The sequence below is a fragment of the Paenibacillus sp. FSL H8-0104 genome, assembly GCF_038050215.1.
In the GTDB taxonomy this organism is placed as follows: Bacteria; Bacillota; Bacilli; order Paenibacillales; family Paenibacillaceae; genus Paenibacillus; species Paenibacillus amylolyticus.
Window position 1 is genome coordinate 5,639,996 of sequence record NZ_JBBOTC010000001.1, and the last position, 26,723, is coordinate 5,666,718.

Here is a 26,723-nt window from a genome sequence, read left to right on the forward strand (position 1 = left end):
ATATTGCAACATTCAATTCCTCACGCTAAAAGGCCCAGATGCTGACTACTCCTGCAGCCCGCGATAGATACCCGTACGAATCTCACGAATATAGAAATCCAATGCAGGAACATTCGCCGACTGTGCAACCTGTACTTCTCGCTCAATATCATAAGGCACCCTCACAAATTGAACATTGAACGGGGTGTTGTTATCGTTGCAGTCTTCACCCTCCAGAATACAGTAGGAAGCTTGGGGAAGATCGAGTGGATTACCAACACTGCCTGCATTAAACAGTAACTTGCCGTTCATATACTGCAAGTATGCGTTATGCACATCCCCATAACCTACAACATCTGCAATACCTTGCTCAGGCTCATCATCCGGAGGATCAAACATTGCCAACCTCTTTTCCATCGCGTCCCACGGCTGTACACGATGGTATACACTTTGAGGTGAAGCATGGAGCAGACGGATGGTGCGACCACTCAGTTGAAATTGATGACTGAAGGGTAGGCCTGCCAAGTACGCCAATCGTTCCTCACCCAGCCGCTCTGCTTGCCACGTAAAGTTCTCGTTGTCTTGGTTAACCGCAACCAGTTCATCCCAATTGCCACGGATAACAAGTTCGCACGTCGCTCTCACCTGATCCACAACCTTTACCGGTTCTGGCCCCTTGCCCACGAGGTCACCAAGACAAAAGATTCGCTCCACGCCACGACTTCGGATATCTTCTAACACTGCTTCCCAGGCAGTCATGTTGCCATGAATGTCGGATACAATCGCAATTCTTTCCATCTGGATAACCTCCATTCATGTTAAATCCTTTATGTTTTACATTCATCTTGTATTCTTTTATGTGGTTGATCCTTTAAGCTCAAAAACCGTTAATTCTGGTCTGCACAGAAAACGAATGGGCAGTTGAGTCATGCCAAAACCACGATTCACATACACGGGCATCTGTGTCTGGGTGGTGTAATATACCCCCTGGACATCCGTGTAATACAATCCTTGAACATACTTGTGTGAACCTCGCGGAGTTGTCAGTGCCCCAATCCAGGGAAAACGTACCTGTCCACCATGGCTATGACCGGAAAGTTGTAATCCGAAACCATAGGGAGTGGCAATGTCGGCATAATCCGGTTCATGCATAAGTAACAATTTCCACACATCATGATCCAAACCCTTGATGGCTTGGACAGGATCAGGCCTGCCTGTAAGTGCGTCATCCAGACCAGCTATGGCCAGACGTTCGCCCCCTTGTTCAATCACCACATGTTCGTTCCGTAACAAAGTGAATCCCGCTTCACGGAACATGGTTGTCACTTCATTCTGCTGTCCGCCCCGATAATCATGATTCCCCAAAACAGCAAATTTGCCATACTTCGCTTGCATGGAGGCGAGTACCGGAATACATTCACGCATAGGCTCTGCTTCCCTCTCGACGATGTCTCCGGTAAAACAAATCAAGTCCGGTTGCTGCTCCTCAATCGTTGCTGCCAGCTTCTTCAGCTCTTTCACCCCGGTATGAAAACCAAGATGGGCATCGCTGAACTGAACTACACGCAAACCGTCAAATGCCTTTGGAAACTTCGGAAGTTTCAGCTCCACTTGCTTGATCTCCAGACGACGCGGTTCCCATAGCCAGGCATAACCTCCTGTAAGCAAACTGGCACCCGCTGTCATCAAAACCATGCGCAATAAGAAACTTCGGCGAGAGGGATCATGATCCTTTTCTTCCCCAGGAAACACAGACTCTTCTGCACCTGATGCTTTGTGCGAGCGCTGGGACGGCGAGTTGTTGCTGCCCTGACGCGGTGTCTCTGCCATATCTCCCCCTCCTTCTACGCTCTTAATCCATCCCCTTAGTATATCATATTCTGCATGGGTAGCCCGGTTCCTCTGCTGTATTACAAAAAGAAGCCGGGATCTCCGGCATGTTGCTGCACGGGATCACGACTTCTTCTAAGTTGCAGATTACACTTCTGCACATGTTATGACGAGATTATACACCCAACCAGCGTTTGAACATATGCTTGGTCGTTTGTTTGTTCATTTCGGCAATGGAGGTTGTCAGTGGAATGCCTTTTGGACAGGATTGCACACAGTTCTGTGAGTTACCACAGCCCTCAATGCCTCCGTCTTCCATCAACGCTTCCAGACGATCGTCGGCGTTCATCTCCCCTGTTGGGTGAGCGTTGAACAGGCGCACTTGGGACAGTGCTGCTGGACCGATAAAGTCTGTTTTCTCATTGACGTTCGGACATGCTTCCAGACATACACCACATGTCATGCATTTGGACAGCTCATATGCCCACTGACGCTTCTTCTCAGGCATCCGTGGACCTGGTCCGAGGTCATAGGTACCATCGATCGGAATCCATGCTTTTACGCGTTTCAGGGCGCTAAACATCCGGCTACGGTCGATGACCAAGTCACGAACCACTGGGAATGTCTTCATCGGTTCGATACGAACGGGCTGTTCGAGCTTGTCGATCAGGGCTGCACATGCTTGACGTGGCTTGCCGTTGATGACCATGGAGCAGGCACCGCAGACTTCTTCGAGACAGTTGGAATCCCAGCAAACGGGTGCAATGGATTTGCCATCTGTATTGACGGGGTTCCGCTGAATCTCCATCAGGGCGCTGATCACATTCATGTTGGGACGGTACGGAAGCTCAAATTCTTCGTTGTACGAAGATGACTCCGGGCTATCCTGACGGGTGATGATAAACTTGACGGTTTTGTTGGCTGTAGCTTGTTCCGCCATATCGTAGTCCCCTCCTCTGGTGACGATGATTGGTGTTGCTGATACGCAAAGTTACTGGTTTGGTGCACGGGAGACGCTTCGTCAGCGGAATGCCCCTCTGATCGCTGTTATCCCCGGATTTTTTTGATCAACCCTTCCCAGGGTTAAAATCCGGTGATAAAGGCGAGCGCTTCGCTTCTTCTGGGCATTTCCGCTTCCTCCGCTACGTCGTGCACGCAGGGTCACTTTGCTGGAAACTGCACTCCATTCATGCTGGATGGGCAGTATTGAAGTTCTGAAGCATCGCTAAGGCGCTTTGCTTCTTCTGGGTATTGTTGTTTCCTTCGCTATGTTGTGCACGTTGGTCACTTTGCTGGAAACTGCTCTCCAATTCATTGTGGATGGCAGTATTAAAGTTCTGAAGCATCGCTAGGCGCTTGCTTCTTCTGGGTATTTCCCTCACTTTGATGGCAGTAACTTTGAAGAAGCTCTGCTTCTCCAAAGTTGTCCTGCCTCTCCGTTCAGGTGCTTAATATTTAACTTTATAAATAAATCCGTGATATTTAATCCTTGGAGTAATCCCGGATACGTGGTGGGATCAAGGATACGTCTACTGGCTCGTACGAGATTTTCGGGCCTTCCTTCGACCAGCTTGCGATGGTCGTTTTCAGGAACTCTTCATCATTACGTTCCGTGAAATCCGGTTTGTAATGCGCGCCGCGGCTTTCGTTACGGAGTAGAGCACCGAGAGTCATTGCTTCTGCCAGTTCAATCATGTTCCACAGTTGGCGAGTGAATGCTGCGCTCGGGTTATTCCAACCAGAGCTGTCATACATATTGATTTTGCCATAACGCTCTTTCAATTCCTTGATCTTGCCAATCGTGGCTTCAAGCTTGTCGTTGTAGCGCACAACCGTCATGTTGGCTGTCATCCACTCGCCAAGCTCTTTATGAATGACATAGGCATTTTCCGTGCCCTGCATTTTCAAGATGCCTTCGTATTTGTCGCTTTGTTGTTTGGTGTGTTTCTCAAATACGGAAGATGGGATATCAGCGGACGATTTTTTGAGTCCTTTGATATATTCAGCCGCTTTTGGTCCAGCCACCATACCACCATAGATCGCAGATACCAATGAGTTTGCACCCAGACGGTTCGCACCATGGTATTGATATTCACATTCACCAGCTGCGAACAGTCCCGGAATGTTAGTCATTTGGTTGTAATCTACCCACATGCCGCCCATGGAATAATGGACTGCCGGGAAGATTTTCATTGGGATTTTACGCGGGTCATCACCCATGAACTTCTCATAGATCTCAATGATTCCGCCCAGTTTAACATCCAGTTCCTTCGGATCTTTGTGCGACAGATCGAGATAAACCATGTTCTCGCCGTTCACACCCAGACCCATATCAACGCAGACGCTGAAGATTTCACGAGTCGCGATATCACGTGGAACCAGGTTACCGTAGGATGGATATTTTTCTTCAAGGAAGTACCAAGGTTTTCCGTCTTTGTACGTCCAGATCCGTCCACCTTCACCACGCGCGGATTCAGACATGAGACGCAGCTTGTCATCCCCTGGAATGGCTGTTGGGTGAATCTGAATGAACTCCCCGTTGGCGTAATTTACACCTTGCTGATACACCGCACTTGCTGCTGTACCTGTGTTAATTACAGAGTTGGTCGTTTTACCGAAGATGATCCCCGGACCACCACTCGCCAGAATAACCGCTTCAGCTGGGAAGGTCTGTACCTTCATCGTTTTCAGATCCTGAGCCACGATCCCGCGACATACGCCTTCATCATCCAAAACCGCCTGCAGGAACTCCCAGTTCTCATATTTCGTAACAAGACCCGCTGCTTCCCAGCGACGTACCTGCTCGTCTAATGCATAGAGCAATTGTTGTCCTGTTGTCGCTCCGGCAAATGCCGTACGGTGATGCTTCGTTCCCCCGAAACGACGGAAATCAAGCAAACCTTCCGGTGTCCGGTTGAACATTACGCCCATACGGTCCATCAAGTGAATGATGCCAGGTGCTGCTTCGCACATCGCTTTAACAGGAGGTTGGTTCGCAAGGAAGTCACCGCCGTATACCGTATCATCAAAGTGTACCCATGGGGAGTCACCCTCACCCTTGGTATTTACCGCTCCGTTAATGCCGCCTTGTGCGCATACAGAGTGGGATCGTTTAACAGGAACCAGTGAAAATAAATGAACATGGACTCCGGCTTCAGCCGATTTGATCGCCGCCATCAATCCCGCGAGACCGCCGCCCACAATAATTACATTCGTTGATGCCATTGCTGTTCACTCCCTTATAAGTCAGCATTTATACGCTAAATGCTTAAATTAGAACTGTTTTTACTGCGTCAATCATCGAAGTAGCTGTTTGGAAATCAATGCTCCGGAAAGCAAATAGTGAAGCAATAAACATGATGGAAACAATAGCGAACAAGCTCATACATACGTAAGAGGATACACGTTGCGCACGCGGACCAACCGTAATTCCCCAGCTAACAAGGAACGACCACAGACCATTGGCAAAGTGATATGACGCCGCAACCACACTGATCATATATATCGCAAAGGTTATCGGATTCGTCACCGCATCATGTATGACGCCGCCAATCTCTTCATGGGATACATTACCCAGCGCAATCTGTACTCGCGTCTCCCATACGTGCCAGATGACGAATACAAACGTAATAATACCGCTTACCCTCTGTAACGTGTAGCGCCAGTTGCGCTCATTACCGTAACGCCCAACGTTAGGCTTGGCCTGATAGGCAATGTAAAGACCATAAACACCGTGATAGAACAACGGCAACCAGATAAGTAATGCCTCAATTACAATAACAAGAGGCAAACCGTTCAGAAATGCAACGGCACCGTAAAAAGCTTCTTTGCCGCCTTCAACTGCCGTGAAGTTCGTCACCAAATGCTCAACAAAAAACAAACTGAGCGGAATGACGCCAAGCAAGGAGTGCAGCTTTCTGGAGTAAAACCCTTTCATAAAATGTCGATCCCCTTTCGCTAAATACAACGTTTTCATAAATGATTTCACTTATCATGACACGAATCCTTTTCCATGAAAAGGTTCGACAAATTGTTCCGTTTTCCCCAGGTGTGAACAACTTGTGTCACGGTTCATGTTACTCCTTTTTTTCTTATAAGGGAATTGCAATATAATTATTAAATGTTATAACCTATAGGTATAAGCAGTGAAACATTGGGTTTACAGGCTATACAACATGGAAAACGATTGAGCAAGGGCAAGAATCACATTCATGGAAAAGAGGTTATTGTTCATGTTTGAGGAGTTAAATGCATTTGCAGCGGTCGTGGAGCAGTCCAGCCTCAACCGTGCATCCAAGTTACTGAACTTGTCCCAACCCGCACTCTCACGCAAAATTGCCAAATTGGAGGATGAACTCGGGGTTGCCCTGTTCCACCGCCGTGGCAAACGGCTGGAGTTAACCAGTGTGGGCCAGTTCACCTATACCTATGCTGTAGAACAGAAGCAGCAACAACAGAAGTTCCTCACTATGCTGGCCCAGTATAAAGACGAAGAACAGAGCACCATTACACTCGGAGCCAGTCTGACGACGCTTCAAACTACGTTACCACCTCTCGTCAATGCCTTTATGGAGAAACATCCAAATGCCGAACTGAAACTGTTGACGGGTAAAACACATGAGATTGTGTCGTTTGTGCGTGACAAAAAAGCCGATGTGGGCATTGTCGCCTCCTCCATCAGCGAAGTGGGGCTTAACTGTGTGCCGCTCTTTGACGATCACCTGGAACTGGTTGTGCCGCTTACACACCCCTTGTCCGGTAAGGAAGCCGGGATGGAACATTTGCAAGATCTGCCGATGATCACGTTCTCCAAAGGCACCTGGTACCGCAAATTAACGGACGATCTCTTCCAGCGCTGTGCCGTGATGCCGGATATTCGCATGGAGATTGATTCCTTCGAAGCGATCATCCGACTTCTGCCTTCCGCCAAAGCTGCTGCTCTATTGCCCAAGTCATATCTTCGTCCACAATTGCTCGCGGACAATGATCTTGTTTCTGTTCATTTGCCTCAATTACAGCAGACCCGCAGAACAACTTGTATGATCTATGGGGAAAAAGAGGACCTCAGCGAGACCTCCAGACAATGGGTCAAGGAGACGGCTGCACTCTTTACAGCAAAGGCGCCATTGCCCTCACGGAGGGCTACGACGCCTTTGCCTTGATCTGAATCAGCCAGGCTCTAACGCCTGGCTTCCATATTTAACTCATGATAATTATCAGCTCTCTTGGCTGATAACCTCTTCTTCAAATCGGTCGATATCTGCATTATTACCAATAATGACCATGATATCCCCCATCTGAAGCGAATCCAGTGCCGTCGGAGCGATAATGACCCCAGCTTCTTTCTGTAACGCCACAATACTGCAACCAAAACGTACGCGTGCATTAAGGGTGGAAAGGGTTTTGTTGTGCAGACAGGCGGGAACCTTCATCTCGACAATACTGTAATCATTGGATAATTCAATGTAATCCAGCAAGTTCGGGGTAACCAGCTGGTGGGCAACCCGAATGCCCATATCCCGCTCAGGATAAACGACACGATCAATCCCCAGTTTATCCAATGCGCGTCCGTGAAGGACGGATATGGCCTTGGCCACAACCGTCTTGACGCCCAGCTCTTTTAACAGAATCGCGGTGAGAATGCTCGTCTGAATATCATCCCCGATAGCAACGATACAGCAGTCAAAATTTCGAATACCCAGGGAGCGTAGCACTTCCTCATCTGTGGCATCGGCTACAACGGCATGGGTGACCAATTCACTAATGTCTTCGACGACTTCTTCATTTTTATCGATCCCGAGCACCTCGTAGCCGAGTTCCATTAATTCCTGTGCCAGACTGGAGCCAAATCGCCCAAGCCCAATCACCGCAAACTGCTGTGTTTTCATTGTTCTTCACGAACCCCTTATCCAAATCAATTTCAAAACTCACTAAAAATAGATTTATCCAATAATCATTTTGCCTTCCGGATACCTGTATAACTCTTTACCCTTTTTCTGCCCAAGTGCATACGCTAATGTGATCGGTCCAAGCCTTCCTGCAAACATCGTAAAACAGATCAGGAGTTTGCCCAATGTAGTCAGTTTCAGCGTCAGTCCAAGCGATAATCCAACGGTACCAAAGGCCGATGTCGTTTCAAATAAGATCATCATAAAACTGGCGTCTTCTGTGGTACTTAATGCCATCGTTACAGCTATGATGAACAAGAGTGCCAGCAATGTAATGGTAAGCGCCTTGAAAATCCGTTCCTGTACGAGCCGGTAGCGGAAAAACACGATATCTTCACGCCCACGCATCATGGCGATGACCGCTCCCGCCATAATCATAAATGTCGTTGTTTTGATCCCGCCTCCGGTAGAACCTGGCGAAGCACCAATGAACATCAGAATGATCATAAAGAACTGTGTTGCCTGCCTGAGTCCGGCAATATCTACCGTATTGGCTCCTGCTGTTCGCGGCGTAACGGACTGGAAGAATGAACCGAGAATTTTGCCACCCCAGTTCAGGCCACCCAGTGTCCGTGGATTGCTAAATTCAAATACGAAAATGACAAGTGCACCAAACACAATTAACAATCCAGTCATTAACAGTACAACTTTGGAGTGCAGAGACAGCTTCCGCGTTTTGCGGTAATCCACCAGGTCTGACAACACCACAAAACCGATACCGCCAGAGACAATCAGGAACATTGCTGTAAAATTAACCAACGGGTCATACACATAACCGGTCAGACTGCGGAAATCCCCAAACATATCAAAGCCCGCATTGTTGAACATGGAGATCGCATGCCAATAGCCATAATAGATCGCCTGTCCAATCGGCATGTCGAACGACCAGCGAATGGCAAACAGTGTGCCACATATGCCTTCGATAATGAGTGAGTAGATCACAACTTTACGGATCAGCCGGACGATGCCCTCCATCGTGCTCTGATTCATCGCTTCCTGTAGAATCAACCGTTCTCTAAGCGAAATCCGCCGTTTGAACGCAATGGCAACCAATGTGGACATTGTCATGAAGCCCAGTCCGCCAATCTGAATCAGAATCGCGATTACAACCTGACCCAGCACCGAGAAATGAGTCCCTGTATCCACCACAACCAAACCAGTGACACAAACAGCCGAAGTTGCTGTAAAGAGCGCATCAATAAATGCAAGACTGTCTCCGTTACGGTTGGATGCCGGAAGCATTAACAACATTGTGCCTACCAATATGATGCCAGCAAACCCTAACACAAGAATACGGGGTGGCGATAATCGCATCCATTGCACATTCAGTTTCACTTGAGTATCTTCCACCTCTTCTAAAATGAAAATAACTCCACACCCGTGGAGCGTTCTTCATTTGAAATGCTGTTGCCAAACGTTAAACAAGTATGATTCAGATTAAAACGACATATATAATGAAGTTGGAATATATCCTATTCGTTCCCTTGTTGGGCGAAAGACATGCGAATCATTGCACATTTGTTTCAAAATTATAAGCGCTGCGACGTTTGTAGACAAAACGTTTTTTGTGTAAATCGGATCGAATTCAGCCAAAAAGGGAAGAACTCAGATATCGCGACGGATGGATCAGATTCTTTCGGTCCTTTTCATTCATTTTCAAGGATTTACACCTGTTTTCGTTACATCATTGGCATTCGGTGCTTGGCCTGTGCTATGTTAACTTTAATATCCATATTAGTGCGTGTTCAAAAAGGGCGGTTTTCAGTACCAAGAAGATGGGATGAAGATAGAAACTTTTTGAACTACCTCTATCAATAAAGGAGGAACACCATTACATGAATCCCTTAGGGCAGCCTTTGCAACTCAAGGCTAACTTCAAGCGGCTGGGGTTGCTTGCGGCGATTGGCCTGATTCTATTTTTTGTATTTCAGATCTTTCCTGCTACCTCATCACAAACGACAGAAATTTCGTCTACGTCCTTCATAACCAAGGAGCAGGCGAAGCAATCCGCACGATCATTCGCAGCTTCTGTGAATGACTATACACTGCCAAATGATGATGCAAAAACCCTGGTCACCTACCAGACACATTCGGATATCTACGGGTATATGGCCAAAACCAAACAACTTGATACCTATAACCAGAAATGGGAAACAAGCTATCCTTACGATGTATTCCGCGTTCGTTTGCCTGATCAAGACAAGGGCGGTTATCTTAATGTTGACGTACATATGAAAACAGGAAAAGTCGTCGGCTTCAAACGGGAACTGCCTTCTTCACTCTATACCGCCATTGAGGCGGAGCAGGTTAGTGGACGAGTGACCACATCGCAAGTACTTGCTGAAGGCAATATGTCTCTGGACGAGAAACAACAGCTCGCGGCTGGCGTTCTGACCGAATTCGGTTATGAAGTGCCGGTACTTCAACTGGAGACTCGCGATGGTGAAGCGGGACTGAAGTATGTGGATTCTGAAAAAGCCATTGGAGACTCTAAGCTTGAATTGAATTTTACGTTTGAAGAGGGTGCGGTACGATCCTTCGATCCTGGATTCTCTGTCCCTGAATCCCATACCGATTATGTGAAAGATCAAACGCGCCAAGCCAATTGGATGACCTATGGCGGCTATGCATTCCTGACCTTTGTTCTGGGCGTGCTGGCAATCATCTATAGCATTCTGACCCGAGCACATACGTCTTTCAAACGCGGGATCATCCTCTCGCTGGTGTATTTCGCAGCTTCGGTAATTGGTACGCTGAACATGATTCCACTCTTTCAGGCACAAGGGCTCTCCAACTTCATGTTAGCGTTCCTGATGTTAATGCAGGCGGGAATTACACTGGTCATGAGTGCAACCATCTATCTGTCTCTTGTTGCTGGTGACGGCATGTGGCGCAAAATAGGTCTGAACCCATGGCCTCGTGCCAAAGAACCCGGATATGGAAAATATGTACTTCACAGCATGGTTGCTGGTTACCTGTGGGCATTCATTCTACTGGGTGTGCAATCCATCCTGTTCTTCATTCTGGAGCGAAGCATTGGCACATGGTCAACAACGTCAGCAGATCAATCTACATTTAATATGACCTATGCCTGGCTCTTCCCGATCATGGCCTGGATGGCCGGTATTGGTGAAGAAACTGTTTATCGACTGTTCGGCATTCGCATGATGCAAAAGATTGTGCGTAACACGTTTATTGCCTGTTTGATTCCAACCATCATTTGGGCACTTGGACACACATTGTATCCGATCTATCCAGTAATCACCCGTCCCATTGAGCTGTTGGTGATTGGATTGCTGTTCAGTCTGATCATGCTGCGTCACGGCTTCATTGCCGTTGTATTCGCCCATGTGATCTTCGACAGCTTGTTGATGGGACTCAGCTTGGTCTTTATGGGCGATGCCCTGAATATGACAGCTGGACTCTTCTGGATTGTACTCCCGGCAATTGTTGGATATGTGGTCTACAAATTCAATCCAAAACAAAAAGAGAAGCCGTATGTTACGACTCCTCATCCCGAAGTGCTGCAATAATCTGATTTGCCAGTTTGTCACCAATAGATAGAGGCCGGAAGTCTTCAACGCTGGCCTCTTTTATTTTGCGCAAAGAACCAAAATGCTTCAACAGCAGCTTACGCCGCTTCTCTCCAATACCCGGAATGGCATCCAAACGTGATGTCACCATGGATTTGCCACGCTGTTCCCGGTGGAACGAGATCGCAAAACGGTGGACCTCTTCCTGTATCCGCTGCAACAGGTAGAATTCCTGACTATCCCGTGGCAGGGAGATGACTTCCGGTGGATTACCGATCATCAACTGTGAAGTCTTATGCTTCGCATCCTTCACCAGACCACATACCGGAATAAACAGCCCCAGCTCATTTTCCAAAATATCGACCGCAGCCGAAATCTGTCCTTTACCACCATCGACCACAATCAGGTCAGGCTGGGTCAGGTTTTCTTTTAATACCCGTTCGTAACGGCGACGGATGACCTCTCTCATCGTTTCATAATCATCCGGCCCTTCAACCGAACGGACCTTGTACTTCCGATATTCCTTCTTATCCGGTTTACCATCGGTAAATACGATCATGGCAGATACCGGGTTTGTACCCTGAATGTTCGAGTTATCAAACGCTTCAATACGGTGAAGCTGATCCAGTCCAATAAAACGTCCCAGTCCTTCGGCAGCTTTGGAGGTACGTTCTTCATTTCGCTCAATCAAACGGAACTTCTCTTCCAATGCCACACGTGCGTTGTCCACGGCCATCGTGATCATCTGCCGTTTCAATCCACGTTGCGGAATGAGCACTTTGATCTCCAACCACTCTTGTAAAGCAGCAGCAACCTGAGTTGGGTCTTCCAGTCCTGATGGAAGCTTTTCATTTGAAGCAGTTATATCCGTTATTGGAGCATCCTCTTGCATACTGTCAGGTTGTTCACCTTCTGCCTCAGTGGAACCTCCGTAAGCTGCACGACTCTCAGCAACCAGTGGCTGGGAAGCGTTACTGCGCTCCACTTGTCCCATCTGCTCGAATTCTACCGTAACTGCGGCAGGCACCGATCCCTCAGCATCAGATACTGTATCCAAACTTTCGTTATCCGTTGCAAGATCCTTGGGCATTTCCGGCAACAAAATTTCTTGTGGCAATGCCGGATTATCGCTGTAATACTGTGTTACATAGGACATGAAGTCACTATACGCCTCACCGTAAAACGGGAAGGTTGATACGTGACGTTCAATCATTTTACCCTGACGCATATATAGAATCTGGACACACATCCAGCCTTTATCAATGGCAAAACCAAATACATCACGGTCTCTGGCATCGGCCATCGTAATTTTCTGTTTTTCCATCATCGCATCGATGGCGATCACCTGGTCGCGCAGTTCCTTGGCTCGTTCAAAATAAAGATCTTCCGCGGCCTCCTGCATCTTACGCTGCAAATCCTTCTTGATCTCTTCGTGACCACCGCTCAGAAATGAACCAATCTCTTGGGAAATCTGGTCGTACTGCTCCTTCTCCACTTCCTTCACACAAGGGGCGAGACACTGTCCCATGTGATAGTACAGGCACACTTCTTTGGGCATTACACCACATTTGCGCAGTGGATACATGCGGTCGAGCAGTTTTTTTGTTTGGTGTGCCGCATACGAGTTCGGATAAGGTCCGAAGTATTTGGCTTTATCTTTCAGCACACGCCGGGTTACTTCCAACCGGGGGTGCTTTTCATTGGTAATTTTAAGATATGGGAATGTCTTGTCATCCTTGAGCAACACGTTATACCGCGGCATATGTTTCTTGATTAAGTTACACTCCAGAATGAGTGCTTCCATGTTACTGCCCGTCACGATATATTCGAAATCACGGATTTCGGACACCAGACGCTGCGTCTTTCCGTTATGACTGCCGATAAAATAAGAGCGTACGCGGTTCTTCAACACTTTGGCCTTACCTACGTAGATAATGGTGCCTTCACTGTTTTTCATCAGGTAACATCCAGACATGTCTGGCAGCAAAGCGAGCTTGTGACGAATCTGCTCCAATGCCTTCTCCTGATCCTGCAAATCATTGATGAATTGGTCCATAATTCGGTGAATCCTCCTTCCCGAAAAAAGTATAAATAAAAGGTTACACTAAGCCATTCTGATTACAGTACCGTCTTCCAATCCGTTATCGGATTGTCTCTGAGTCACCTTTTTTATAAGAAGAAACTAAAGATAATTCACACTGACACTACGATGACAGAACAACCTTCCAATCCCTGTTATCCCCAGATTTTTTTCATTCCCTTTTCTCAAGGGAAAAATCTGTTGATAAAGGGGAACGCTTCGCTTCTTCAGGTTTTTTCTGTCCTCTCCGTTACTGTGTAAATAATTAGTTCCATCTATATATCAGAGATGAATCCGGGATAAACGCGAGCACTTCGCTTCTCCAGATCGGTTCTGTACTCTACATTCAAGTGTGAAAAATATTTTTACTTTATATTGTCCTATATAAAGGTATTCGACGCAAAACGCCCCCGGCATGTAAACCGGAGGCGTATGTGTAAGCCTGTAAATTATTGGTGTTTTTCGATAATTCCTTTGAGCGCATCTTTCGAGTTCAGACCAACCACTTTATCTACCGGTTGACCGTCTTTGAAGAAGATCAAAGTTGGAATGCTCATTACGCCAAAGCGGGAAGCAGATTCCGGATTTTCATCCACGTTAACTTTAGCAATTTTCACTGCATCGCCAACTTCTGTGGACAGCTCTTCCAAGATTGGAGCGAGCATTTTACAAGGACCACACCAAGGCGCCCAGAAATCAACAAGAACCGTTCCTTCGCCTTCTACTTCAGCGTTGAAGGATTGATCGGATACGTTAACAATAGCCATGAAATTGTCCTCCTTATATATACTTACGGTTTATTTTAACCTGTAACGTCGTGAACGACACTTCCAGTATAACACAGGTACGTCAAACTTGTGAATTGAACGCTGCAATGTTCATCTTCCCAACATCAAATCTTCACAATTACAGGATGTGGGATACTAACTGCAAAATCTTTACAAACGCTTTCTTTTCCAAGTATACTAAAATTACTCCGGGTTTCAGCCCCCATACGGGCAAGCTGTTTCCCCATAAGGAGGCAATAACATGGATGCAAATGTGCGGATCAGCGACCCGCGTGAACATGTGAACGAGGAACCCCGCAACGATCTATTTGATCTGATCGCGGGTGTTGCCGGCATGGCCGGCCTGATGACAGTGATCTTTTTCGGTATGGTTATCTTCAAATTCCTCACCGAATAGGACACTCACAGGTCTCACGCAGGACCAGAAAAGCCCGGTTTTCGCAACAATGCGAAAGCCAGGCTTTTTTTGGGACTACTTTAGCTTTTGATTGCAATCAGCTCAGCTTCTAAATCCTAAACTCCACCGATAATTTGAAGATTAACCTTGTCCAGAACCGTTTCGTTCAATTAGATCGGTTTAACGTTTACCGCGCTGATTCTCACCCCGAACGGAGATAACATCCACAAATGGACGAATACGGTCCATCAAACGTTGACCTTTATTCATTTCCTCGCCGTCCCGATTGGTGAAACTAAGATGTTTTTCAAGCCCATCCAGATTGTAATTGGACGTATAAAACGTTGGTTTGCGATTCATCCGATAGTTCAAAATGGACCCCATCACATGATCTCGAACCCAAGGGTTCAAATTCTCTGCCCCGATATCATCAAAGATAAGCAGATCACAACTTTTCAGAATATCCGTCATTTCCTTCAGCTTCTGCCCTTCACTGATCATAGATTTCAGATCCTCCACAAAGTCAGGCATATAGATAATGACACCCGTGTGGCCTGCAACCGCCAGTTCATGCAGCAGATAACACATCAGAAACGTCTTACCCGTCCCGAATGTCCCTTCCAGGAACAGTCCTTGTGGAGACAGTCCGTTCTCCTTGGTCTCGCTAATATACCGAAGCACCTGATTCACAGCCGGAGCACGCATCCGATCCTTGCCCATAATCTCTACATCGTTGTATCCGGCACTGAGCGCACGCTCGTCCACATAGAAACTGCGAATTCGTTGCTTAATGATATGTTCATTTTGCCGGGCGATATGTTTGGAACAAGGTGCTTTTATATCTATGATTTCGGGTTTACCGTTAAAATGTTCTACTTCCAGTTTGCAAAAGTGGCCCTGAAAATCGTTAGGGCAGTTGTCGAGTCCCGGACAATTCGCACAGTTCTTGGAGTCTTTAGCGTACTGAAATAGCTTGCTCAGATCGGTCATGAGCTGTGCATCTTGCAGTTCAGGATGACCTGCGCGGAATTCGCGTACGTACGGATTTTCCATCAATTCCGCCGCAATCCGCCGCGATTGCTCACGAAAGGCAGGGTTCAGCTGCTGAAGCAGTCCTCCCAAGGATTCCATGGCTTCAAGCCCCCTTAATGTTTCAATATAGAATGAACAATGAAGTGTACCCCTGACCATCTTGATGGCATAGGAACTTTCGATCATTTGCAATTCTACTGTTCATTCTATAGAAAAACAACCAATAACTCAACTCATAGATCTGGTAAATAGCGTAACCCTTCCACCACCGTACGTAATGCCTAGTTTAGAGCACACTGCAGTCCTGTACCTTTTATTACGTGGTCAAAAGTCTGTTTTTCGACCTTTTGAACAACCTTTATTAGCGCCGCAAGCCGACAGTAACGATCTCGCATGAGCCTGTCTGTATGGTCCATTCTTTATTGGCAAATGATAATGTCGACGCCTCTTCTATGCTGCGGGCAATAAGCCTTTCGCCCTCTTCCTCCAGGATGTTGCTTTTGTATGCCGTTTCGAATGGCTGTGGATTCGCTTGCGATGCAGCAAACTTCAACGTAGCAGATTCGGTGGTCATATTGAACCAGCGGAGCATCACATCACCGGAATCTTCATTTACCTTGAGTGAAGAAAATGCTAAACCGTCTCCTTGCCATGCAAACGGTGTGTTGCTAGGTGTCAGATAACCCGGGTGTACTTCGGTTTGTGCCAGCGTCCAAGGAACCTGGAACTGATACGCCTCGATATATGCACCTGATGCTGCACCATTGCCATCATGCGGAGTGATCTCGATCTGAAATGTATGTTCACCAAGACATTGTGCTTCCGGTGTCGGGAACAAACCCCAGTCTCCGAGTTCGCCTACCGCACGAAGCAGCGTCACGGCGATGGTGTTGCGTCCATCCTGAAGGACTTCATATTCATTCAGACCCAGATTGGCTACGACCAATCCTGCGTCTTGTTCACTTACATCTACAAAACTCTGTTGATGCTGTGTATTGCTTGGATTTTGCCACTCCGGTGCAGGCTTGTTATCACGTGTTGCAATTTCGAACATGGAATCCACATGATGAACAGCAGATACCAGATCGGTTGGGAAAAGAGAACGCACCCGATGATCCTTCGCCTGATTGTTGAAGGTTGTTTCCATTTGCACTCCTTTTCCACTACGACTGAGGGATACAACCGTGCGAATCTGGAGCGGAATCATCTTCGTTGAACGCTGGGCTTTGCGATGTGGATAATAAATCAGTTCTCGCTGTTCCTGATCCAGCATCTCATCCGCTGACTCCGGTATTTCCCAATGATGAATAACTTCAAACGAGGCCAAGTATGATGTATCCTCAAGAACCCGAATCTCGGCCTGAAGCTCGTGTGTTGTCGATGCAACTTCATTCTCTGGTTGTTTGAACATGTATTCATTGCCGATATCACCCACATTTTCGTATACGCCAAGGTCCTTGTAAGTCCGGCCTGTTCGTTTGTCTGTGATTGTGAATGAACCGTTGTCTGCAATCGTGACGATCATATATTGATTTTCCATACCACGTTCACCACGCAACAGCGAAGTCGTTTTCGAAGGAGTACCACTCTTAGCATCATCCGCAACGTTGATCAATGCATAGGTTTTCAGGCCAAATGCAGCCACATTCTCTGTTTCAAAACGAATACGAACGCGCCGACAGCTATACGGCTGACGGAAGCGATCATCCGGCAGATCATAGCCGAATTGCAGACCCAGATCCTCCACCGTACATGGAATGTGATTACCATCTTCATCTACCAGTATGCGATCTGACAGGTCAACGGCTTTCATCTGTGCCGCCATTTCCTCCAATGTATGTCCATCCCGGAAATACAACCGAGTCGCGTCCAGTTCCATCTGAACTACACCGCTGCGTTCCCACCCCGTTGTATTAAACACTACAACAGGCCGGGCATTTTCGCCGTAACGCTCAAAGATGGAGGTATCGACAGCTGTAGCAATCTGGCTGGTGCTCTCTTCAATTAAAGCCTCTGCTACATGACGGCTCTTATCAAACCGTGTCACCATCTCGCGATGCACCTCATCCACACTGCATCCACAGATGCTGTCATGCGGATGATTTTGCATCAGCGTTTTCCAGGCATACGTCAGTTGATCATGTGGATAGGCATGTCCAAGCAGATAGGCGTAGGATGCCAGGGGTTCAGCCACCTTTTCCAGCATGGTCTGGCCCAGTTGGTTCATCTGTTTCAGATACACACGAGCCGAGGCGGTGTTCACCAAGGTTCCCCAGCCATCGGTACGCTGGCTGCGCAGTTCTCCTTTGACCGTGGACAACTCATGTTCAGAAGATGCTCTCAGAGCCTCCAGATAATCTGGAAAATTCGAGTGAATGAACTCGATATCGGGATGTAATTGTTCAGCCATGCGAATCGCTTCTGGCAGATCTCGCTGAATCGGCTGGTGATCACATCCGTTCATGTACAACAACTCATTGGTCGATGCATATTTCTCGGCATCTGCAAGCTTGGTTTCCCAGAACTTGCGGGCCGATTCCTCGTCTACAGGAACTTCATTTCCGTTGGAGTACCAGTTGGCAAACAATACGCCGAGCACTTTTGATCCGTCTGGTCCTTCCCACATCAGCTCCGAGAAGCTTGATTCATATCCGGCATCCGATACCGTATTGTTAAATCCCGTCGGCTTCACACCACGTCCAAAAAACACATTATCAATGCCTGATTGCTGCATCAGCTGTGGAGTCTGCCCGACCAATCCAAATGTATCGGGAAAGTAACCAATTTTCGAAGGGGTGCCGTAACGTTTGGCGTCCTTATGTCCAACCTGCATGTTGCGCACATTGGCTTCTCCGCTCGTCAGAAACGCATCCTGCAAAATGTACCATGGTCCAATCACAATCCGCCCATTGCGGATATGCTTCTCCAGTCGTTCTTTCTGCTCCGGTCGAACCTGAAGATAATCTTCGATGATAATCGTTTGTCCATCCAAATAAAAGCTTTTATAGTCCGATCCCTCATCCAGCTGATCCAACAGTGAATCGACGAGCTGAATGAGTCGCATATGATGCTTCTCATACGGCAAGTACCATTCCCGATCCCAGTGGGTATGCGAAATAATATGTGCTCTCTTTTTCTTGGTCATCGTGTTATCCCACCTCTTTCATCTTGTTGTACAATCTCAACCTCATCAGGGCGATACACGCCATTCAGCTTACCGGAAGCATCTGTCGCAAACAGCACCGAACGATTTTTCTCCAATTGGAACGAATACGATACACCTGTACGTTGATCTCTCACGTGAACTTCATGGTTCAAGGAAAATTCCGATACAAATACATACAGATTTCCTTTTGGAAAACTCAGCTTCCGGCCATAGATCCCTGCGATATCTCCGCCAGATATCCATTCCAACTCCTGTTCGATGCCCGAAATCTCGGTTGCATAACGATACAATTCAGCAAGTGGCTCGTCCCGTCCATTTAACTCGAGCGGCAGTGGAGTCCAGATTAATTTCCCTTTACCCAAAGGCAAAACGGTTACTTCATCTGCTGTACCTTTATCCCCATGAAGCAACGTCTCCTTTGCCACCTCGGCGATACGACGCCGTCCATAGGTCACACGGTGATTCACGCCATTAATATTCAGCAGTTCTTCCCGCTGCACGTTACCCAGACTGCGTTTGCCGACAATATGATCTGCCCGGTCAGTTGCCTTCCAGTATGCATCCAGTCCCAGTGGTCCAGTGATGAGCAGACTTGTACCTGTCTTCTCCGCAAACGTGAGCAATTGTTGAAGTGCATCGCTGTCCATATTATGCGGACTCGGTACGATGATCAGTTTCGGTGGCTGCTGCTCCAACGCTTCCAGATGATATTCGGATAACGCACGGAATGGCAATTTCAGATCATAGGACATTACACGAGTCAGCTTTGTTGTAGCATCATAGGCCAGGGCACGGTTGGAGAAGTCATTGGAATACGGGAACACGACTGCAATATCCTCCAGCTCGCGGTCTTCAAAGAGATCACGAATGCCATGCATGAATCGGCCAAAATCATAAGACACATCTGCCTCTGGTTTCTCCGTACCATCTGCACGCAAGGCTCCGATATGAGACTCATTGGCATTATCCATATAAAAGTTGGTGTTCCAGATCCATTGCACCGCTCCTGCGCCGCCTGTCGAGAACGCATAGGCGTACTTGCATTCGAGAATGCCACGAAGCTCTTCTTCCGTACGTTTGGCTCGTCCATCCGGGGTTTCCACATACATGATGCCCGTCTCCTGAATGAGATTTGGTTTATGTGGCGTTTTAGCGAAAATGCCATCCCAGATCAGATCATCGTTTAACCACCAGGAATGCACCGTTGTATAATCCACTTCACGTTCATAGAAGAAAGGCGAAGGACGCTGTGCACCAAGGGCTTCGTCCTGTCCCACAGTAACCAGATGATTCGGTACCAGATCCTTGATCGTACCTACAAGCTCTCTTGCCCAAACATTGTGCATCTCCATAGAGAAGAGACAGTAATCGAGCCAGCGTGTTCCCTTTTTGGCCTTGTGCATGTCCTGTACATCAAAATTAATCTCTTCCGCCTCCGGGATCACTGCGGCTGCAAAGTTGGGGAGCTGCTTCGGCGACATGTTCCATGCCTCCTGCAACGCTTCAATCGTCTCATGACGCTGCTGAAGCCAAGCGATATAAGCCTGCTGTTCATACGAATCCCTCGCCGAGCGTGGGCCAGCTGAGAAGATACGTACTGGATCGAACATCGATGGCTCATTAATCAGATCCCAGTCCACATGTGTTGTATGCGTGTGACGACTGACGATGCTGCGGATGAAACGTTTCTGTGCTTCGACACTCTGCGGGTCCAAATACGGATTCGTGCCTTCCCATGTCTCTGGTGTAAAGGAGAAGAAAGTGAACGTGACCTGTAAGCCGTGGCGTTTCGCCGTTAAAATAAATGCATCAATGGCACGAAGCACATCCTCTGCCATATGTCCGTCCACCTGCATCATGTTGCGATAGGCGGTCCAGATTCCGGTCCGAATCCAGTTGATTCCTGCTTTCGCCATCTGAGCCATATCTCGATCCCAAACATCTACGTTCGGCAAAAACAGAAATTTCCGTGCCACGTCGGAGGTCATGTAGGTCATGCCCACAACTGGGAGAGGACGTCCGTCTTTTACAAAATAGTCCCTGCTGCGGGTAATCACTTCCCCTTCTGCCAGCAGTGCAGCATCCTGTCCCCAGAAGCCTTGACGCAAGGTCCGAACTTCACCGTCAGGAGCCTGCGCCTGGCATACGATCCGATACAGCCCACTTTCAATGGATACCGGGAGAAGTATACGTTCGAAACGCTGCTCACCGGAAAGTTCCATCTCCAGTCGATGGCTCCATACCTTCTCCGTCGTGCCACTTGTGCGATCTTCATGCTCGACTGTTATGTCGAATGCCCACAGCTCGGACTCGGTAAGTCTGTTCCCTGCTCGCTGTAAAATCTGGCCTTGAAGTGTGAGTATAGCCCGCTCATCTGGCTCATACGAAGCATAATTCGTTTTGAGGGATAACTCAGTTACACCTTGCGCACAGAATTGCGCCCATTTCACAATCTCGGCAGCGCCATCCTGCGTCCAGAATGAGGTGGTCAGCGGCAGATGTACAAACATCCAGCGTGAACCTACGAAAGTCCCGCGCGAGTTTTCCCACAGAACGACCGGAGCGGCGACACTGCGCCCGTCTTTACTCATGCCACGAAGCAATGGATAAATCTGCGTACTCATCGGTCCTGATGACCCCATCTGGTGGGGCAGATCACTTGTTTTGGTTGTATGTGGAACCAGATTCCATGTATCTGCCTTCTCAAACAGCCCCTCTTTCCCAGTGAGAAGCGGGATCTGTTCGGATGAAGTGTACGATTGCACATTGGCAGAAGATACGTTCAGTGCCTCATGAATATAGAGTTCCTGATGATACGCGGTCTGCTCGGACTCTACAACCCATGCCCCATTTTCATATCGAACCGGACGTTTGAAGGGCGCACCACCAACACTAATCAGGCTCCCGCCCTGATGCAGGTAAGCTGCAATTTCCGTCCAGGCGAACTTAGGGAAATAGGGTGCATGCAGATTCACCAGACATCCTTCACCTGCTGTGGTCTTCAAAGCCTCTGCAAGTTCTTCAGCGTTTACAACGGTGATCTCTTCTACTGCTTTCCATGCATTCAGAGCCTGCTCAGTTGGAAAAGTACCATCCAAAGGAAACGTAGAGTCAGCGAAGATAATCAGCTTTTTATCATTAGGTTGGATACTCATAACAGGCCATCCTTCATGGATTTATAGACCAACTGGGAGAACAGGCTGTTGGACCATGCAAACCATTTTCGTGTAAAAATCGTTGGATCATCGGCGTGGAAGCCTTCATGCATATAACCCGTATCTGCATCTGTCGCTTCGAGCATGCGAATAATCTCCAGTTTCTCCTCGGCAGACTGCGCAGTCAGTCCTTGCATGGACAATCCCATATGCCAGATGTAATCTGGTGGGGTGTGAGGGCTACCAATCCCTTTGGCAACCTTGCCTTCATAATAGAACGGGTTCTCTTTGCTCAGGGCAAAACGGCGCGTATTCTGGTAGATCGGATCATCCGCTGTGACGTAACCCAGATATGGAATGGACATAAGTCCCGGTGTACCCGCATCGTCCATGAGACAGTGGTTGCCATAACCGTCCGTCTCGTACGCATAAATCGGTCCAAATTCCGGATGACGATAAATCCCGTACAACTGAATGCCGTGATCCACATCCTGCTCCAGATCCTTCAATTCCTGCAAAAGTTCCATATCCCGGAACACCCACTCGGCAAACTCCTGCATTTGACGCAGAGCGACAACCGCGAACATGTTGCCAGGGATATTGTAGTGGAAATCACACGCATCATCACTGGAACGGAAACCGGACCAGATCATACCCGTGTAGTTGACTGGCATACCTTTTCCGTGATTGCGCAGGGAATCTGTTGGGATGCCGTTATTACGAGTAAAGCGATATGGAGATTGTTCCATGTGATGCTGTTCGACTTTGAACAGGTCCACAATTTTACGCATCGCTGCCTTGAAGCTTGAATCGAAAATGTCGGTCAGCTCGGTTTCCTTCCAATATAAATACGCCAAACGTACAACAAAACATAATGAGTCAATCTCAAATTTGCGTTCCCACACCCAAGGCGACATCTTGGTTTCGTCCGTGGTGTTCCAATGCCAGTCGTTAGCAGTCTCATTGAAGGCATTGGCATATGGATCGATGTGAACATACTGGATATGACGTTTGATCAGCCCGCCAATAATGCGTTGCAGGTCCTCGTCTTCTTTTGCAAACGGAATGTAATGTACCACCTGCTCCACGGAATCACGCAGCCATGAAGCCGGAATATCCCCTGTGATAACAAAAGTCGTACCGTCCTCCATCAACTTGGTTGTTGTTTCGATGGTGTTGGGGAAGCAGTTTTTGAATAATTGAAGCAGTTTTGGTCGGTGAGCCAGTTTCTGTTCTGCTTCTTCGAGCACAGCCTGAATGGATTGTGGCAAAGCAACCGGTGGCATGGGTATTTTGGGTAATCTGAACTGTTCCATGGATGAGTGCAACTCCTTAAACAAATTGAATGGTGTAGCTATACAGGATAAAACAAAAAATTTACACGGGACCACTGCGCGGTCAGAAATATCCTCCGATCGCTGTTATCCCCAGATTTTTTTGATTCCCTTTTCTAAAGGGTAAAATCTGGGGATAGCGTATGCTTCCGATGTAGCTTTCTTTCAGAAAGCTTTTAGGCGAACGCTTCGCTTCTTCTGGTTATTTCTGTCCTCTCCGTTAACGTGTGAATAAAGAGCTGGACATATATAGCTCAAAAATTTTCAAAAAGGTTTACCGCAGTAACACGGTTTGTATTTGGTAAGGTTTAAAAGATAATGTAATCTGGCCATTGGTATGGGCCAGTGGTTGGACCGGTTCTTCCAGTGCGTTGGAGTGATACGCCTGTTCAAAGGCATGTGGCCATTGCAATGTGATGTTTTCGCGTTTGCCTGATGATTCATAGAAACGAAGGACTGTTCCGTGCCCATCCTCTGCCAATTTGACGGTATCTAGAATCACGTGGCTACTGTTGAAGTTAATCCAGGAGCCTGTTGCTGGACGTACAGGTGCCGCAATTGCAGTTGCATCTGCAATTGGATCGACTCCAGTCCCTGTGCTTGGCTGCACCTGCTCTATCTGCTGCTCTTGTTGTATCTGGCCCTTTTGTTGCACTTGTTTCACTTGCTGTACTGTCACCTCATGATTCAGCTCGGCAGCCTGACGTACGGTGTGTGCAGTTCGCCAGTCTCCGTCGTGAGGGTAGAGGGAATAGGTGAATTCATGTTCTCCCAGATCGGCTGTGCGATCAGGCCATTTCGGTGCACGCAGCAAGGACAAACGAATGGTGCTGCCCTGCACGTCATACCCGTACTTGCAGTCGTTGAGCATGCTCACGCCGTATCCATATTCGGAGACATCCGCGAAGCGGTGTCCACAGACTTCATACTGGGCTTGTTCCCAGCTTGTGTTGCGATGTGTTGGGCGTTCCAGTGAGCCAAATGGAATTTCAAATGTGGCCTTGGAGGTCACCACATCAATCGGGAAACCAACTTTTAGAAGTTTGTGATTCTCGTTCCAGTTCACCTGTGTCTGGAAATCAATTCGCCGTGAGTCATGATAAAAGACGATATCTTGTGTAATCACCGATTGATGTAGCTTCCAGCGGAAGCGCAGGACATCTTTCGTTGAACCCGCCAGCACCAGCTTTTTCTCCAAAAGTTCCACTTCGCCAGCAATCTGTTCTTCATAACGACTGTCGATATCCCATGCATCCCAAAGCGTTGGACGATCGTGGAAGAAGTGAAGTTGATTTCCTCGTTCACCCGGCTTCAGCATCTCACGCTCTGCGGTTTTATCCCACAGACGGGTGATCTCCCCACGTTCGTTGAACTGCACATGATAAAAGGCAGTATCCCATGTATCATTAAAGGTTGTTTGTGCGGCAAGGTTCTTCATTTCCCGTACATTCGTTTCCCTTGTATTTTCCGGTACCAGCCAAATCGTCTTATATCCAAACGCCGGAATGTCTGTCACGAGAATAGACATGTTGCCATCCTCCCGATCCATCCGCAAGCGCTGGTCTTCTTCATCGATGCCGTAGCGATCCAAGCCCTCCTGCACAGGAAGTTGAACGACTGCACTCCGTTTCCAGCCCAGGCTGTTGAATACAACATAGGCTACTGAACCTTCTGGTCCCTCTGTATTGATACCCGTTGTCAATGCTGCAATGCCTTGATCCAGTCCGGTTCTGCCTAATTCAAATACCTGTACATATTCCTCATTCGAAGTGACGTAGGACTCCGTAATCGCCGATCCCGGTATAATATCGTGGAATTGATTCAGCAAAATTAATTTCCAGCCTTCATGCAGATTCGAACGCACTTCAGCTTCTGCATCTGCCTCCATATCTGGCAGAGCGAGTGTATTCCACAGCTCAGCTTCTCGATACAGAACCTCCGCTTTCCGGTTGTTACGCTTATTGCGCGCATGGGTCGTATAGGTTCCCCGATGTAACTCCAGATACAGATCGCCATGCCACTTCGGAAGTACAGGTTGCTCCTTTTCAATTCCGGCAAAGAAAGCTCCAGCTGTGCTATATCGGCTCGCAGGCTGACCTACCATCAGGTCTGCGCGATCCACATACTCCAGCATCTCGCGTGTTACGCCACCGCCGCCATCTCCGTGTCCGTATAGAAGCATATGCTCCGGATGAGCCGCTTTCTCACGGTAGGACTGCCAGTGATCATGAATGTCCTTCGGCAACGTATGCTCGTTAACACCATGATTGAGGTAGGACAGGATCGGTGTGCCGTCAATGCCCACCCAGTGGAAGAGATCGTATGGAAACACATTTGTGTCGTTCCATCCGAGCTTTGTTGTCATGAAATATTCCACATTGCCATGCTTCAAAATCTGTGGCAGGGAGGCACAATACCCAAACGTATCCGGCAACCATTCAATCTGTGATGTCTTGCCAAACTCCTCCATATAGAAACGCTGACCATATAACATCTGGCGAATCAGGGACTCCCCGCTTGGGATGTTCAGATCCGGCTCAACCCACATGCCGCCAACCAGTTCCCAGCGGCCTTCTACAATCCGCTGCTTCACCCGTGCGTACAGCTCGGGATCATGCTCCTTCAGAAACGCATATAGTAAGGGTTGGCTCTGGGAATAAACATAGTCCGGATATTCATTCATGAGTGTATCCACGGTGGAGAAAGTACGGCTCGTTTTGCGTACCGTCTCACGTACAGGCCACAGCCAGGCAATATCAATATGGGACTGTCCCACCATATGCTCCAGACCTTCCGCGTTTCCGCCAATCTCACGCACATGATGCTTCAGATTATTCTCAATCTGACGAATACCCTCTCCCTGCTCAATCTCTTCTGCTGACATGCCTACAAATTGATCCATCGCACGATACACCAGTTCTAACAGGCGAACCCGCCGAAAGTCACTTTCCGGTAGCAACACAGCCGAATCACGGACAATAATGACGGTATACATCAGACTACGAACCGCTTCATTGGGTCTCACCAGCAAGCTCGTAATTGATGTGATTGGCGGCTGAATAACCGCCTGTTGATTCAACGGGTCTACAGGTTCAGGTACCGGATCAAACATCTCGATCTCCAGTTCTGGAGCGTTTCCGACTTTGGATGGATCAAGCGTGACGTAGGTATGATTGCGGTCCAGACCCTGATAAGAGTGCCCATTTACCCGAAGCAAGCCTTCTCCGCCTGTCTCAAATACAAGCCCATAAGGTGTTTGCTGCCATGTAGCAGGAATCTCCAAACGTGTTCTAAAGAAATAAGTCGTACCCTGTTTACTCGGAAAACGATCAAAATCTTGGCCTTCCGGGTACTCACCCTGATCCTCATACTGTCCTGGCACATTATAATAAGCGCGGGTAATGCCCCAGCTGCGCAGCTGTATTTGCTCCAGCCACTGATGTTCGGACAACTCGCGAATAAATCGTCTGATACGTTCCAT

Annotated in this window: 18 protein-coding genes; 3 read left to right on the forward strand and 15 right to left on the reverse strand. The window is 47.9% G+C overall.

The window, feature by feature from the left end:
• Positions 1–45 precede the first annotated feature (45 nt).
• From NST38_RS24865 to NST38_RS24890, 6 genes are all read right to left on the reverse strand, one after another.
• Positions 46–777, reverse strand: a complete 732-nt coding sequence (locus NST38_RS24865) for a metallophosphoesterase family protein (RefSeq protein ID WP_076253252.1) — start codon at positions 775–777, stop codon at positions 46–48.
• Between the two features lie 57 nt (positions 778–834).
• On the reverse strand, positions 835–1,809 hold the full coding sequence (locus NST38_RS24870) for a metallophosphoesterase (protein ID WP_076253251.1): 975 nt from the start codon (positions 1,807–1,809) through the stop codon (positions 835–837).
• A 175-nt stretch (positions 1,810–1,984) separates the two neighbouring features.
• Positions 1,985–2,749 carry a succinate dehydrogenase iron-sulfur subunit gene (sdhB, locus tag NST38_RS24875; RefSeq protein WP_036605794.1) on the reverse strand — a complete coding sequence of 255 codons (765 nt, stop codon included), beginning with the start codon at positions 2,747–2,749 and terminating at the stop codon, positions 1,985–1,987.
• 247 nt (positions 2,750–2,996) lie between these two features.
• Entirely contained in the window at positions 2,997–3,230 is a 234-nt protein-coding gene (locus tag NST38_RS24880; RefSeq protein WP_076253250.1) for a hypothetical protein, read from the reverse strand.
• 61 nt (positions 3,231–3,291) lie between these two features.
• Positions 3,292–5,034, reverse strand: coding sequence for a succinate dehydrogenase flavoprotein subunit (sdhA, locus tag NST38_RS24885; RefSeq protein WP_036605793.1), 1,743 nt, complete (start codon positions 5,032–5,034; stop codon positions 3,292–3,294).
• 43 nt (positions 5,035–5,077) lie between these two features.
• Positions 5,078–5,746: a succinate dehydrogenase cytochrome b558 subunit gene (locus tag NST38_RS24890; protein WP_036605792.1), complete on the reverse strand. Its 669-nt coding sequence runs from the start codon at positions 5,744–5,746 to the stop codon at positions 5,078–5,080.
• A gap of 295 nt (positions 5,747–6,041) precedes the next feature.
• Here NST38_RS24890 and NST38_RS24895 point away from each other — a divergent pair, with 295 nt between their 5' ends.
• Positions 6,042–6,971: a LysR family transcriptional regulator gene (locus tag NST38_RS24895; protein ID WP_036673385.1), complete on the forward strand. Its 930-nt coding sequence runs from the start codon at positions 6,042–6,044 to the stop codon at positions 6,969–6,971.
• A 54-nt stretch (positions 6,972–7,025) separates the two neighbouring features.
• On the opposite strand, the gene NST38_RS24900 is transcribed toward NST38_RS24895, so the two are convergent.
• The gene (locus NST38_RS24900) at positions 7,026–7,697 is read right to left on the reverse strand and encodes a potassium channel family protein (RefSeq protein ID WP_017692455.1); all 672 of its coding nucleotides are present in this window, start codon (positions 7,695–7,697) and stop codon (positions 7,026–7,028) included.
• Between the two features lie 54 nt (positions 7,698–7,751).
• Complete coding sequence (locus NST38_RS24905) at positions 7,752–9,071, reverse strand: TrkH family potassium uptake protein (RefSeq protein ID WP_076253330.1); 1,320 nt, start codon at positions 9,069–9,071, stop codon at positions 7,752–7,754.
• 521 nt (positions 9,072–9,592) lie between these two features.
• On the opposite strand from NST38_RS24905, the gene NST38_RS24910 reads away from it, so the two are divergent.
• The gene (locus NST38_RS24910) at positions 9,593–11,290 is read left to right on the forward strand and encodes a CPBP family intramembrane glutamic endopeptidase (RefSeq protein ID WP_076253249.1); all 1,698 of its coding nucleotides are present in this window, start codon (positions 9,593–9,595) and stop codon (positions 11,288–11,290) included.
• Here NST38_RS24910 and uvrC read toward each other — a convergent pair.
• Entirely contained in the window at positions 11,259–13,346 is a 2,088-nt protein-coding gene (gene uvrC, locus NST38_RS24915; RefSeq protein ID WP_076253248.1) for an excinuclease ABC subunit UvrC, read from the reverse strand. The two genes, NST38_RS24910 and uvrC, sit on opposite strands and share 32 nt — an antisense overlap.
• A 473-nt stretch (positions 13,347–13,819) precedes the next feature.
• Positions 13,820–14,137, reverse strand: a complete 318-nt coding sequence (gene trxA, locus NST38_RS24920) for a thioredoxin (RefSeq protein ID WP_036605788.1) — start codon at positions 14,135–14,137, stop codon at positions 13,820–13,822.
• Between the two features lie 262 nt (positions 14,138–14,399).
• On the opposite strand from trxA, the gene NST38_RS24925 reads away from it, so the two are divergent.
• The gene (locus tag NST38_RS24925; RefSeq protein ID WP_017692450.1) at positions 14,400–14,555 is read left to right on the forward strand and encodes a hypothetical protein; all 156 of its coding nucleotides are present in this window, start codon (positions 14,400–14,402) and stop codon (positions 14,553–14,555) included.
• A 180-nt stretch (positions 14,556–14,735) separates the two neighbouring features.
• Here the strand turns inward: NST38_RS24925 and dnaI are convergent, their stop codons facing one another.
• The 5 genes from dnaI to NST38_RS24950 form a co-directional block, all read right to left on the reverse strand.
• Positions 14,736–15,686, reverse strand: a complete 951-nt coding sequence (gene dnaI, locus NST38_RS24930; protein WP_036605787.1) for a primosomal protein DnaI — start codon at positions 15,684–15,686, stop codon at positions 14,736–14,738.
• 262 nt (positions 15,687–15,948) lie between these two features.
• Positions 15,949–18,732: an alpha-mannosidase gene (locus NST38_RS24935; protein WP_076253247.1), complete on the reverse strand. Its 2,784-nt coding sequence runs from the start codon at positions 18,730–18,732 to the stop codon at positions 15,949–15,951.
• Entirely contained in the window at positions 18,729–21,908 is a 3,180-nt protein-coding gene (locus NST38_RS24940; RefSeq protein ID WP_076253246.1) for a beta-galactosidase, read from the reverse strand. Before NST38_RS24940 ends, NST38_RS24935 begins: the two co-directional genes overlap by 4 nt.
• Positions 21,905–23,224, reverse strand: coding sequence for a glycoside hydrolase family 125 protein (locus NST38_RS24945; protein ID WP_076253245.1), 1,320 nt, complete (start codon positions 23,222–23,224; stop codon positions 21,905–21,907). The genes NST38_RS24940 and NST38_RS24945 overlap by 4 nt, the downstream gene beginning before the upstream one ends.
• Before the next feature lie 292 nt (positions 23,225–23,516).
• A complete protein-coding gene (locus tag NST38_RS24950) occupies positions 23,517–26,723 on the reverse strand; it encodes an alpha-mannosidase (RefSeq protein ID WP_076253244.1) in 3,207 nt (1,068 codons plus the stop codon).